Raw genomic sequence first — 12826 nt, 5'->3', positions numbered from 1 at the left:
AAGATAGCATGTCAACCGGAAAATCACGAGGAGCAGGCGCGCGCTGACCTCGCAGGCGCGCGCGGCGGCGGGGAGCGCGATATTGGACCGATTGGAGAAGGGTTGCCGCCGCGGCCGTCAGGCGCGGCGTTCAATCAAGTTAAGAATCTCGCTTCCCGGTCAGCCATACTTTATGGTTGTTATTCATTCAGTGGACCCGGAGGAACGACGGCCATGTCTGAATCGCTAGACGCTTCATTGCGCGCGCGAATCCTCGGGACCTGGCGCATGGAGACCTGGACGCGCCGGGCAGCCGACACTGGCGATGTCACCGATGCGCTCGGTCCCAATCCGTTCGGCTACATCAACTACTCTGCGGACGGACGCGTGATGGTCTTCGTGCTAAGGAGCGGGCGACTGCGGCCCGCTTCAAACCCACCCAGCCATGACGAAAAGATTGCGCTCTTCGATTCGATGTTCGCCTACGTCGGAACGTATGTAGTCGAATCCGATCGCGTTATCCACATTCTCGACGGTAGTTGGAATGAGCTTTGGACCGGCACGCGGCAGGTGCGTTTCCTGGCGTTTCGAGGCGACCGACTCATCTATACCACGCCGGAGACCGTCGACCCTATGGACGGGAAGCTCTGCACATACGAGGTCACGTTCTCTCGGGGCTAGACGAGGCTCTCGCGAACCATGAAGCTGGTATTCGCAACTCGAGCGATGGGCGAGTCGCGAACGTCTGCGAAGGCGGACGACGTGACGGGCAGGATCTGGCTGGGCGGAGCCGACGTTCGAATGTCAGTATGAAAGCACGGGTGGACGTCCGTAGGTGGCCGGAGTCAGCCGGATGCGTCGCTTGCTCTTGCGAGCGGCTTGACATCAGCAGTTTCGGTCGTAGGAAGTAATCGCGAATCTATTCTCCACGTCACATCGACACATCGACACATCGACTGCAGCCTTCGCCTACCTTACCGAACGTAGCGGGAAATCGGGGCACAATCTGATCTGGTTTCGACATGGTCGCGAGCAGTTCAAGACTGTTAAAAATCGAAAGGGGGAGGGGCGTTTTAAAGGTACTGACGCAGCACATGGTGTGAGCCACCCAGCGAGGCGCTCCTCAGTGCCCCGACTTATGAACCGGGTCGGCAATATCGTTTGCCGTCTTCACTGAGCACAGCGGCCTACGAGGTGGCTAGCGGGTTCATAATTTTGACAATCTTTCCGAATCCGACCTATCGTTTGACTTTAACGGATCGTTCGAGCAAGTTGTTGTGCGCACTTCACGACTTCCGAGGGCAAAAATGGACATCCTGGTTGTAGATGATGAGACGTCAGTCTGTGAGTGCGTTGCGGAGAAGATCGAGCGCGAAGTCGCATCCAGTTCATACGGCCCCTTTACCGTCGTGCCGCTTTTTCGTCTTTCAGACATTGGTGATTATTTTCGCAATCCGCCCTATCCCAGACTTGTAATTTTAGATCTCGATCTCGGTGTAACGAGGGGCATTGCAACGCTTGAGTGCTTTCGAGACATCGTCTCGCGGGCAGTGCCACAAGATAGCAAAGTTGATACGACAGTCGCCATTTTTAGCGGCACGGACTTTTTGTCGCCGACCAGCTTTGAAATCCTTCAACGAGCGGTTGGCGAATTCGGCGTTAGAGGCATTATTCCGAAAAATGGCAAGATTGCCAGGATGCTTGTTGGTCTTGAAAGGTTGCTTGCCGGCGAAGACTTCGTTCCAATAGAGCTTGTCAGACTGCTAGCTAGCCCGTCCTCCCCTTCTGAAAAATGCTCAAAGGCGCCAAACGGATTGACGCCGCGCGAGTATGAAATAGCGGAGCTTGTAGCTGAGGGACTGGAGGACAAAGTAGTCGCAAAGAGGCTCGGATTGCAACCTGGTACGGTGCGACAAAACGTAAGTCGCATCCTTCAAAAATTTTCCGTCGATAATCGAACGCAGCTTGCGCGGGAATTCATGGCTCAGCGAACCGGTAATTCGTCATTGTGAATTGGGCGAAAACGCACGAGAAGCTCAATCAGTTCGTTACGAGAGACTGGTTTCGACAAAAACATAAATCCTGCATCGGCGACTTCCGCCAACACCGTGCTTTTCACTTCGCCAGAAAGTATGACAGCAGGAACGTTCGGGAATAATTTTTTTAGTTTCCGTATCGCTTCCAGGCCAGTATTGCCACCTCTTAGCCGATAGTCAGCAAGTAAAAGGTTGGGAAGTTCCGATTGCGTCCTCCCTACCAAAGAAGCCATCAGGCTTTCCTTGCTTCCACAGGCCACTACTTCACATCCCCAAGACTGCAATCGCTCTGTCATTGCCTCCCTAACGTCGCGATTGTCTTCCAGTACTGCGACGACCATTCCGTCCAAATCGGGCGACATGAGCTTCAGGTTCGAAGGACATTCGTGATTAATCGGCATACGACCGCTGAGCGGAATGGCTACAGAAAATCTCGATCCTTTGCCCGGAACGGATGCAAGATCCACGAAATGATTCAATAACTTGGCTAGTGCAGCAACGATTGACAAGCCCAACCCAATCCCTTTGCGACCATCCCTCTCCGGATTACCTAGTTGAACATATTCTCTAAATATGGCCTTTTGATCATCGACTGCAATGCCGATTCCATTGTCGAAAACACTAATCCGGAGATACTCGCCGCGGCGCTGACACGCGATGAGAATGCGCCCCTCACGACCATCTTGGCACTCGGTGTATTTGACCGCGTTAGCCGCAAGATTACAAATAATACGAAGCAAAGCATCCCGATCAGAAAATCCGATGTACGGTGGGCTTAAGACGACTACTTTGATTCCTTTTCTTTCCGCTTCAGCATGTATTTCGCTCGCCACATGTTCGAGCAAGGATTTCACATCAATCTCTTGCCTTCTGATCGGATACTGTCCTGCTTCAACCCTAGCTAGATCCAGCGCAGTGTTGACCATGTCGGCCATGACACTAACCTGTGCTTCCGCTTTCTTCACCGACTGTTCGAGATCAGATCTTGATATTCCCCGGGCGATCTTATCTGTGAGATTGTCAAGGCCTGTTGCCAGAGCGGTCAGGGGACTGCGTAAGTCATGGCTGAATGAAGCTAGCAGATGATTTCTTTGATAGAGAAGATCGTTCGCCCTCGTTCTTTCCTCTTCCAGCATAAGTTGCTTGGCGAGTAATTTTTTTTGGTCCACTTCATTTTGTCTTAAAAGTTCATTTGCACGGATACGCTCCGCTTTTAGTGCGTGCTGTCTTTTCTGTAACTTCCTTTGATCTGTTTCGCCTTGGCTCAAAAGCACCGAAATCCGGCGCTGCCTCTCTTCAAGCAGAATGTTGCTCTTCATCAGCGATCGTGTCGCTCTCTCAACTATTATTTGACGAGCCAAAAGTTTCGTTTGGTCAATCTTCAGAACCAAGCCGACTAAAAGGTAGGTGCTCATCTGTCCACTGAGCCAAAAGACGCTCACCGTAGCTGATGGATCGTGCGAGCGCGTCAGCGAAACGACGACCGGTACGAAGAATCCACCCAAAAGCGTCACCGCCAGTAGCCACCAATCCGTCGACAGCAAAACCACGGTGGCTACATGCCCAAGCGCTGTCATCCATATGAATGTCCGTTGCCCGAGTACAAAAGATGGAGGGTTCGTGGGTGGAGGATTTTGCAAAGCAAACATGCCAAAAGTCCACCACAAAGACAGTGCCAGCGCGTATCCGAACCATCCCATTTGGAATAGCACAAGCGATGGATGTTCCTCCTTGTGGATAGCCTCATTTGTCGCTCGTTTAAATAAATAGCCGACGACAGCAAATAGCCAGATTCCTGCTGACCATAAAACAAGCGACATCGTGAAGTCAAATGCACCGTGGTACGGAGCACGCGCTTCGTTGGCGCGCAAGTAATATGCTGCAGTCACCAAAGCAAAGTTGGCGACGAGAATGGTTCCGACCCATCGGGAAACTCCGAGCGCCAAGGCCCCGACAATTTGTACCTTCAAATCTGCCTTGATTTCTCTCGCGCCGACACCCACCTTCCACGTTGATGGTTTGAGAAGCCGCTTCGGAGACACTCCGAAATTCGAGGAAATTGGCGAAACGTCAGGTCCTGGAGCATGAGGTTCCATTGTGTTCTCGCCAAGGATTCTATAGATTCGATTAGGGGCGCAAAACTCACAATTGCAACGATGGATTGTTTTTGAAGAAAATGCGAAGTGTCAGATTCAAATATCTAACGCTTCGCTTACCGAATTAAGTTATGGTTGAACTAATCGTCTAGAGTTTGACGTTAATATTCGTTTGCTATATCAAAGACGATCTCGAAAATGGCGTTTACTATTGCCATCTGTTAAACCAATCAACGTGGTTCAACTTTCTTACTCGAAAGATGGCGTTAGTCACCATCTGTTAGCTGCATACCAGGCTTTGTTCGAGGGGGAACCATGCGACGAGATATTCATCGTACGATTCACCACTTCCCCCTTGCCGCAACTCCGCAATACCCGATGTAGGGCGGAAACTCGTCCGCAAGCCCCGATCGTTCGTATCGGCGGTGGTGCCAGCCCTCCAGACCCTGTTGCTGCCATGCTGAAAAGTTGTATTGACCTTCATGATAGCCACCGTATCTCGTTGTGAAGCAGTTGTTCGTTAAATTAAGTATCGTCGCTCACGCAAGGTATTAATAGTGTCATGTGTTCGCCGCAGGCATAGATAACATAACTCCGAACATCACTAACAAATGTTCGTAGCATCGAACAACTCGCAGATATCGAGCCGCAGTTCGCCACATTCGAACGCAAAATGCAGGTGCATGTGTGCGTATGCGCCGACACTCATGCGCGAACGCGTCGCCTGGCTCAGATTCTTCGGGGCGAACAGACGGTGGCATCCGCGCTCTCGCATCCCGTGAGCCGGTTTTGCGAAATTCAGAATACCGTCGTCAACACTCCGCACCCGTGGACCTGAGGGATTGCCCGGCGACAGTCGCAGGAGCCAAATTTTCCAAGGCATCTCCAAAAGAGAGTATTCGACCCGCACGCAGCCAACCAGCCGAGATGGTGTCCTGAAAACGCCACCAACACCCGCGAAGCGCCTCGGACCGACGGTTCAACCCACTGCAGCCAAATCACCAGACGACGTTATCAGGTACGCCCCATCGTGATCGCGGCGCTCGCCATGCACCTAATCAATCGGATCGCGTTACCGCGGGCGGAGTTGCGCATCCACCCTTATCGGATGTTCAACGCCTTCCGGTAAGGAATTTGTATTTCCCAACTCATGCCGTCGTCAAGATTTGTGTCGACCGACAGCAAATCCGGGCGCAATTCGAAGGACACGAATGCTGGCGCCTCTAAACTTCCTTCCTTTGGGTTTCGCGCGACTATGAAACCACATTTGAACAAAAAGCGAGCGATTTGGAGTGAATCCTTAAAAGGTTCCCCATCGACATCGGGAATCGACGCGGCGCTCCGGCGTTTAATGTACAGCTTGAATATTTTTTCAAGCAGTTCGTTGGTATCAAACCTGCTCGATCCATTGCTGAACAACTCCACTACTTTCTTCAGATCTTCAAACTGACGTTGATGCTCCCTGTATAAATCAGAAAGTCGAAGTCTCCCAAAGCTGGGCATCACTAAATTTATTTCGTTTGAACCGATTCGCGTGACGCCGTTTATTGTGGCCTCATCTCCAGCGAGACGACAGAGCTGAACCATCCATCGGGGGCGCCCAGCAGCGAACGATCGAAGGACATTAATCGGCGGTGCGGCCGAATCTCCCCATTTGAGTCTCTTGGCAAAAACCAGCTCGAGATAATCGCTTTTATTGTTTTCATTTGTCCATTTTCGAGCGACTTGAGAATTGGGGAAGGTTCGATTTACATATGCAGAAACTCTACGCACAAGCAGATCTTCCTGCTGTTTAATCGACCATTTTATTTCGCAAAGATACTGATCAGATTTATCCAAAAACTCGATTAACTGAAGACCCGCCCAGACGTCCGTGCGAACTGTCGCGCGGATGGACACTCCTCGGATGTCACGGACAATATTTCGGCTCGCATTGAAAAACGACGCAATGTAGGCCTGCTGTTCCGGAGTATTTGTGAAGTTCGCGTCAATGTCATCGAGCAGAAACCAGACTTCGCGAACCTTGCCACACTCATCTTGGATGCGTCTCAGAACCTGCGGGTTGTTTTGTATAGGGCTAGAATTTTTGCTTAACTCGATAGCACCAAACAAATTGATCTTTCCCAAGAGCCGTGAAGTAAGTGCGCCAATTAAATTTTTATTTTTGAATCCGGCGAGCTCGGCATTTTCCACGAGCGCCATGGAGTCGTCGCTCCATGCAAATCCAATCGTTCCCGCCAATTCCAAATTAATTGCCTTGCAGATCACCTGCCTCCAGTAATTTTCCAAAATGGCATCGTTTTTTGAATCTGGAGGAGGAAGTAATCCGGTTAAACTTGAGGGCCGCGTCAGAACAATGAGGGGTTTTTCCTGAAGTTCGGAAAGTTGATAGGCAAAGTGATTTAACAACGCCGATTTACCCATACCCTTTCTGGCAAGCGCAATCATAAATCGAACATCGTGATCTAAAAATCGGGAAAATTTTGGCTGATTTAGAAAATAGGAGTTGAGAATATGAGCATCTTCGTCTTCCGCAGCGTCGTTCCCGAAGAGAGTCCTGTCTCCAAGCTTGACCTGAACATCAACCAATTGATTTCCCATGGTGCTCGACTCTCCTGTTTCCAAACAGCGGCGACACACACACATTCATAGGAAAGCCAGCCGCCGCCGAAGGCGGCTGGTAACAATTGCCAATCGGATTGCTGCGTCAACAAGGATGACATTAGGATGATTACTGCTCCGATGCAACCTGCTCGTACCGCATAACCACGAGGTCCGCTTCACGGTCCTGTCCTCCGCAAAAACTCGATCAAGGCAGGTCGCTGGCCAGTGACGCTTGAGTCACCGTCCCAACCGATCTACCCTGGAACTCACGCCGACCGTCGTTCAAACGATTCAGCAGCCGAACGGAGCAACCGCTTCCCGATTGACTTCTATCGACCTATCAAGCGAGCGCCAGTTGATCGGCCGCACCCGACATTCAGGTACCGGCATCGATAGGCGGCTATCACTTCTAGCGGATGCGTACTTTCGACCCGTTGCTGTCATCCGGTGGCGGTTCTTGGAGAATGTCGAGTGTTCGGGTACGGCGTCCTCCAGGCCCAGGCGGCAGAACCATCGATATGCGAGGTTCAGATGTACCTCCTCGCATAGCCTGCGCTCGGAACGGATACCGAAGCAGTAGCCCACGATCAACATACGGATCATGAGTTCTGGATCAATCGATGGTCGCCCCATCGGGCTGTAGAACGGCGCGAGATGCCGGCGTAAATCACGGAGATCGAGGAAGTGATCGATGCCTCTCAACAAGTGCTCGCGAGGGACGTGATTATCGAGGTTGAACGAGTAGAAGAGTCTGTCCTGTCCGCTGCCCAATTGACCCATCATGACGAATCACTCCCGTCGATCAATGTCTTCGAGGATACCGAATATTCCAAACCACGGGCGACTTTTTCAACACAATCAATGGTCTAACCGTCATTCGTTCGCGGCAGGGTAGAACTACCACCAGCGTTTGGAGTCGCTCTTTTCGGAATCGACGCCGACGGTAACGCCCGGGTTAGAACGGGTTAAAACCGACTACCTCGAGCGTTACGTTTGCGCCCGTCAGTAGCATAGAATGATCGAGGGAACATGCAATGTAGCCTGCCCTGAGACAGTGCACTGATCTTGAGACGAAAGAAACGCGCTATTTTGAGTGGCAACGGTTTTGACAGAAGTAATCTGGGTTCTTTGCTCAAAACTGCCTCTCCGGCGGAGTGGGTCAATGCGGCACCACTGCCGCCGCCGTGTATTAACAAGTTTGCACGGTAAATGTGTTTCATTGCTTCTCTGTTAGCTGGCGCGCTTTTACATCGACCTTAAGGGAGTGAAGATACTCGCGGGGCTTTTTGTTTTCGAACTTATCGGGAACATCGAATTCGCCCGTTGACAAACCTTTCCCGTGTTTCGGCATGGGAATGTGCTTTGACTCCGTCGCTGACACGATGCTGCCGTCGGCATCGTAGGCGACATTGAGTTTCTTTGCCATATGAATTAACTCCTTTAATCTGGATGATCCTTGGTTCATTAATCGACGCTATCGTGCGGTAAGGTCAGAGTCACGAAGCATGACAAATTATCGTTAGTATTGTTTTGAGTGTCGAAGAACAGTGTCCTGGTTCCGTTTGGATCTGAGCTCACTCCCTGGCTTGTAATCTGAACACTGCCGTTTGAACTGATCGGTATGATCGTCAAACCTATGTATTCCCAAGAGAATGCCTGCCAGCTCCAAGACTGGGCTCCGGGGTTCGCTGTGATCACACCATCGAATACATCGACTTCCATCGTGGGCATGTTGATTCCTCCGCAGATGACGTCCAGCATTGAAAAAAAAACCGATAACGGACCATGGAGAAGGTCGAAATATATCGGCCATCTCCAATATGTAAAACGACTATAAAGAAAGGTTTTTGAGATGTCTTAAAAAATTCATAATTTTTATTTAAATATATAAGAAGTGAGTTATGAAATCGTTTATATATCATGCATCCGCCTGGCGATGTAGTTGCAGATGGCGTTCGCGCGAATTGATCGGGTCTCGTCGACCGATGTTGCAAAAAATGGAGAACAGGCGCCTGCGTAGCGATCGCGAAACGTCGGTCGCAACGCGCCATCTTCGTTGGGAACCCACCAGGCGGAAGCGCTGGCGTTCGAGGCCCAGGCTGCCGCCAGCCGCCGACGCCTCAATGCGGCGAGCACCCGCATCGAACGCGGTGAGCTGAGTCTGACGCGCCTGGGACTACCTGCAGGCAGCGCAACACTTCAAGGTTGCCGCAGACCAGGCCGTGGGGACGAGAAAGGCGATAACACTGCGTTGTTGCGGGCTATCGGTGTGTATCACCAGGCCCTGGAGGCGCGTTACCGCGCGGGCGCGTCCCGCTTGATTGGGCAATCACCCAGAACGTACTCGGGTACGCGCTGTCGAGGCTGGGCAAGCGGCCGCGAGGCGATGACGGAACGGACTCGCGAGCGCGTTGCACTGCAATGCGCGATGACCCAGAAATGGCCATAGATCCACGAGCGACCGGTAAGCTTGCTGAACGTCGCGACCACGTATGGCCGATGGCAGGCATCGAATAACCCTAAACGGAGTCAGCCGGATGACGTTCGCTTTCGATCGTGCTTACGGTCAGCAGAAGTAAACCTTTGGATGGTCTCTGCGCGAGTGCTATCAAAAAATCGACTGCCTGGTAAGCGTGGTCAGCCATTCGAGGGCGAGCGTGCCGGTCAGCGAATTACCATTCACGTCCAGCCCGGGCGACCAGACGCACACCGCCATCTCGCCCGGCAGCACCGCGACGATCCCGCCGCCCACGCCGCTCTTCGCCGGCAAACCGACGCGATAGACGAAGTCGCCGGCCGCGTCGTAGGTGCCGCAGGTCAGCATCAGCGCTGACAGCCGCTTGGCCGAACTGGCATCGACGATACGCTCGCCGGTCGACGGCACCACGCCATGATTGGAAAGGAAGAGCGCTGCCTTCGCGAGTTCCACGCAGCTCATCGAAATCGCGCACTGCCGGCAGTACGCATCGACGACGACTTCGGGCGGCATCTCCAGATTGCCGAAGCTCGCCATGAAGTGCGCCATCGCGCGATTGCGGTGCGCGTGCTGCAGTTCCGATTGCGCGACCTGGATGTCGTAACCGATGCTTCGCTCACCGGTCAGCCGCCGGATGAATTCGACCAGCGCCGTTTCCGCCTGCACGAAACGGCGGCACAGAACATCGGTCACGACGAGCGCGCCGGCGTTGATGAACGGATTGCGCGGTTTGCCCTGTTCGGCTTCGAGCTGCACGAGCGAGTTGAACGCCGTTCCCGACGGCTCGCGACCGACGCGCTGCCAGAGCGCATCGCCGAGCAGTTGAAAGGCCATGGTGCAGGCGAACAGCTTCGAAATGCTCTGGATCGAGAAGCGCGTATCGGCTTCGCCGGTGCGGAAAACGTCGCCTGCGATAGTGACGACCGCCATGCCGAACCGGTCGGCGGAAATTTTCGCCAGTTCGGGGATGTAATCGGCCACGCGGCCCGTTCCGAGCCAGGGCTTGAGATCGTGATGGATCTGGTCGAGGATGCCTGAATAGTTCATGAGATGGGACCGTTGGATGGCGCGATTCTAGCGGCAATGCGCGTGTCAGACGCGGCTCTTCGGCGCCTGCACGCGGGCGCTGCGCGTGCTAATCTGGCTCCGTTTTAACATTTTTTACGGCAAAACGGACAATCAATGAACGTCATCGATCAGGATGCGGACGGCGGTGCCGTGTTTGTCCTGTCGGAACTGTATGAGTCCGCCGAGGAGATGTGGCACGCGAATCCGCGCGCCCGGCTCATCGTCGCCGGCGACACGGTACTGACCCTGCACACGAAAACCGGCCGACTGGTCGCGCCACCGAAGTGCGCGGTGTGGGTATTGCCGGGTGTGCTGCATCGGGTGTCGTCGACGGTGGGCGTGGCTTTGCGCTCGCTGTACGCCGACGCCGATGTCGACGTGGTGCCGTCAGACTGCTGCGTCGTGGCGGTCGATTCGCTGGCGGATGTGCTGCTGACGGAGGCGGCCACATTCGGCGCTGGTTATGCTCCGGACGGACCGCAGGCGCGTATCGTGCGCGTGCTCCTCGACCATCTTCCGGACCTGGCCGTCGTGCCGCTCTCGCTGAACTGGCCGCAGGATCCGCGTACCCAGCACATCGCCGACGCGCTGGTGGCCGACCCGGCGGACACCGGCGTACTCGACGACTTCGCGAGCGCGGCGGGCGTGACTGCGCGCACGGCGGCACGGCTCTTCGTCAAGGAAACCGGCTTGACGTTCGGCCAGTGGCGACAGCAACTGCGGCTACTGGTTGCGCTCGAACAACTCGGCTCCGGCGAGAGCGTCACGCAGGTCGCGCTCAGGGTGGGCTACCACGACGTGTCGTCGTTCATCGCGGTATTCCGGCAGGCGCTGGGCGAGACACCTGCGCGGTATTTTCGCTGACGAGCGTCCCGACGGAGGGGGCAGATCTCAATGCGCGCCCGCCGCGCCCGGCCCGCCGCCGCCTTTGCCCGGCTTGGTGATCCAGATCAGCGGAATGATCAGAATAAAAATGATCGCCGACACATAGAAGATGTCGTTCAGTCCCATCATCGCAGCCTGCGTGTTCAGCTGAAAATCGAACAGCGCGTGCGCCGACGACGTGTTCAGATGCAGCAGCGATTGTGTGGCGTCCATCTGCTGGGTGAACGCCGGGTTGTTGATCGACGCCTGTTCGGTGAGCCGTTCGTGATGCAGCACCGTCCGGTTATTCCACGCATTGCCCGCAATCGACGTTCCCACGGCGCCGCAGAACACCCGCACGAAATTCGACAGCCCCGCCGCGGCCGGTATCCTCTGCGGCGGCTGGCCGGACAGGATGATGGCCGTCAGCGGGACGAAGAACATCGCCATCGGGATGCCCTGCAGCAGCGTCGGCAGCACGAGGTGCCAGGTGTCGATCTCGATCACATACTGCGAGCGCATGTAAAAGACGATCGCAAAACCGACGAACGCGAGCGTGGCGATGATCCGCGCGTCGGAGCGTGGCAGCACGCGGCCCATCACCGGCGCAAGGATCACCGCGAAAATGCCGAGCGGCGCGGTGACGAGACCGGCATCGACCGAACGGTAGTTCAGGTATTCCTGCATCCATTGCGGCAGCAGCACGAGGTTGCCGAAGAACACGCCGTAGGCGACGGAAATCGCGATCGTCCCGCCGAGAAAGTTGCGCTGCGTGAAAAGCCGCAGATCGACGATCGGATTCTCTTCAGTGAGCTCCCAGACCAGGAAGAACGCGAAACTGATCACCGCCGTGATACCGAGCGTGACGATCAACGGCGACGAGAACCAGTCGAGATCCTTGCCTTTGTCGAGCATGACCTGCAGCGATGCAACCCACGCGACGAGGAGCCCCAGCCCGACCACGTCGATCGGCAGTTTTCTGGTGGGTGTTTCGCGGTTCCGGTAGATCATCCACGTGACGCCCGCGGCGAAGATGCCGACCGGAATGTTGATGTAGAAGATCCACGACCACGAATAGCTGTCGGTGATCCAGCCGCCGAGCGCGGGACCGGCAATCGGGCCGACCGTGGCGGTCATGGCCCAGAGCGCGAGCGCGGTCGACGATTTTTCCTTCGGCCATGAACTGAGCAGGATCGCCTGCGACAGCGGAATCAGCGGGCCGGCCACCGCGCCTTGCAGAACACGGGAGACGAGCAGGATGGGCAGGGTCGGCGCCACGCCGCACAGCCACGACGCCAGCACGAACATCAGGATCGCGCCGACGAACAGCCTGATCTGGCCGAGACGCTGCGTGAGCCAGCCAGTAAGCGGAATCGACACGGCGTTGGCTGCCGCGAACACCGTGATGACCCAGGTGCCTTCGTCGACAGAGACGCCGAGGTTGCCCGAGATCGTCGGAATCGCCACGTTGGCGATCGACGTGTCCAGCACGTTCATGAAGGTGGCCAGCGCGACCGCGATGGTCGCCAGCACGAGCTGGCCGCCATGCAACGGAGGCGGAGGCGCGGGAGGGGCGGGCGGCTTCAGGGCGCCGTCGGGACGACCGGGTGCGGACGGTGGCTGGCTCAAGCAATTCTCCGGATCGGGCCTGCCACGGTGCACGCGGCGCGGCGGTCAGACGGTCAAACGGGTTGGGAGAGGAT

8 protein-coding genes and 1 pseudogene are annotated in these 12826 nt (G+C 55.1%); 3 read left to right on the top strand and 6 right to left on the bottom strand.

Going from position 1 to position 12826, the window contains the following annotated elements; genetic code table 11:
* Nucleotides 1-213: 213 nt before the first annotated feature.
* Both P3T23_RS17415 and P3T23_RS17410 read left to right on the top strand, forming a co-directional pair.
* A complete protein-coding gene (locus tag P3T23_RS17415) occupies nucleotides 214-660 on the top strand; it encodes a lipocalin-like domain-containing protein (RefSeq protein ID WP_429317400.1) in 447 nt (148 codons plus the stop codon).
* 626 nt (nucleotides 661-1286) lie between these two features.
* Complete coding sequence (locus P3T23_RS17410; protein ID WP_429317399.1) at nucleotides 1287-1991, top strand: response regulator transcription factor; 705 nt, start codon at nucleotides 1287-1289, stop codon at nucleotides 1989-1991.
* Here P3T23_RS17410 and P3T23_RS17405 read toward each other — a convergent pair.
* The 5 genes and pseudogenes from P3T23_RS17405 to P3T23_RS17385 form a co-directional block, all read right to left on the bottom strand.
* Complete coding sequence (locus P3T23_RS17405; RefSeq protein WP_429317398.1) at nucleotides 1964-4111, bottom strand: ATP-binding protein; 2148 nt, start codon at nucleotides 4109-4111, stop codon at nucleotides 1964-1966. The two genes, P3T23_RS17410 and P3T23_RS17405, sit on opposite strands and share 28 nt — an antisense overlap.
* 1101 nt (nucleotides 4112-5212) lie before the next feature.
* Entirely contained in the window at nucleotides 5213-6712 is a 1500-nt protein-coding gene (locus P3T23_RS17400) for a P-loop ATPase, Sll1717 family (protein WP_429317397.1), read from the bottom strand.
* Nucleotides 6713-7087: 375 nt separating this feature from the next.
* Nucleotides 7088-7498: pseudogene (locus tag P3T23_RS17395) on the bottom strand (transposase); the annotation flags it as partial.
* Between the two features lie 433 nt (nucleotides 7499-7931).
* Nucleotides 7932-8141 carry a hypothetical protein gene (locus tag P3T23_RS17390; RefSeq protein WP_429317396.1) on the bottom strand — a complete coding sequence of 70 codons (210 nt, stop codon included), beginning with the start codon at nucleotides 8139-8141 and terminating at the stop codon, nucleotides 7932-7934.
* 1182 nt (nucleotides 8142-9323) lie between these two features.
* Nucleotides 9324-10238 carry a glutaminase gene (locus P3T23_RS17385; RefSeq protein WP_429317395.1) on the bottom strand — a complete coding sequence of 305 codons (915 nt, stop codon included), beginning with the start codon at nucleotides 10236-10238 and terminating at the stop codon, nucleotides 9324-9326.
* Between the two features lie 135 nt (nucleotides 10239-10373).
* On the opposite strand from P3T23_RS17385, the gene P3T23_RS17380 reads away from it, so the two are divergent.
* Nucleotides 10374-11123, top strand: a complete 750-nt coding sequence (locus P3T23_RS17380; RefSeq protein ID WP_429317394.1) for an AraC family transcriptional regulator — start codon at nucleotides 10374-10376, stop codon at nucleotides 11121-11123.
* Nucleotides 11124-11150: 27 nt separating this feature from the next.
* On the opposite strand, the gene P3T23_RS17375 is transcribed toward P3T23_RS17380, so the two are convergent.
* Nucleotides 11151-12752: a DHA2 family efflux MFS transporter permease subunit gene (locus tag P3T23_RS17375; RefSeq protein WP_429317393.1), complete on the bottom strand. Its 1602-nt coding sequence runs from the start codon at nucleotides 12750-12752 to the stop codon at nucleotides 11151-11153.
* Between the last annotated feature and the right edge of the window lie 74 nt (nucleotides 12753-12826).

The sequence above is a fragment of the Paraburkholderia sp. GAS448 genome (assembly GCF_050435685.1).
GTDB lineage: Bacteria > Pseudomonadota > Gammaproteobacteria > Burkholderiales > Burkholderiaceae > Paraburkholderia.
Note: the sequence above shows the minus strand (reverse complement) of the source record. Positions and strands in the feature narration are given on the sequence as shown.